The sequence below is a fragment of the Sphingobium sp. genome (assembly GCF_041987595.1).
Taxonomy (GTDB): Bacteria; Pseudomonadota; Alphaproteobacteria; order Sphingomonadales; family Sphingomonadaceae; genus Sphingobium.
In genome coordinates this window covers 1-629 of sequence record NZ_JBHIWJ010000225.1, presented here as the reverse complement: position 1 = coordinate 629, position 629 = coordinate 1, and the positions used below count along the sequence as shown (strand labels likewise).

The following is a 629-nucleotide window of genomic DNA, read 5'->3' as shown; positions in this document are numbered from 1 at the left end:
GCCATCCAGACCCTGATCAGCCTCATCGTCGGCACGGTGTCGACCGTAGTTTGGGCGCTGTTCGGCACTGCACTACGGCCGGTGCTGACCTCCGAGCGGCTGGTGCGCGGCTTCAATATCCTGATGGCGATCCTGCTGCTCGCTTCTCTCTACCCCGTTTTCATGGATGCATGATGTCGCGGATTTCCATGCAGAAACGGGTTTCCCTCAAGGCTGAAAATGCTCTAGACAGCCTCCGAAATCCGCAAATTTCACCCTTCGGACACTGACCATCGGCCGATTACGGCCCTGAACGAGGAAACGACCATGCGTGTTTACTACGATCGCGACGCCGACCTGAACCTGATCAAGGGCAAGAAGGTCGCCATCGTCGGCTACGGCAGCCAGGGCCACGCCCATGCGCTCAACCTGAAAGATTCCGGCGTCAAGGAAGTCGCTATCGCGCTGCGCAAGGGCTCGGCCTCGGCCAAGAAAGCGGAGAACGCCGGCTTCAAGGTGATGGAAGTCGCCGAAGCCGCCAAATGGGCCGACCTCGTCATGATGCTCACGCCCGACGAGCTTCAGGGCGACATCTATCGCGAGCACCTGCACGACAACATGAAGAAGGGCGCCGCCCTCGTGTTCGCGCA

General features: G+C 60.1%; 1 protein-coding gene. It reads left to right on the top strand.

The features are described 5' to 3' along the window. Positions 1-306: 306 nt before the first annotated feature. The coding region (locus ACFC3J_RS22875) for an NAD(P)-dependent oxidoreductase (RefSeq protein ID WP_375198198.1) at positions 307-629 on the top strand (323 nt) is incomplete at its 3' end.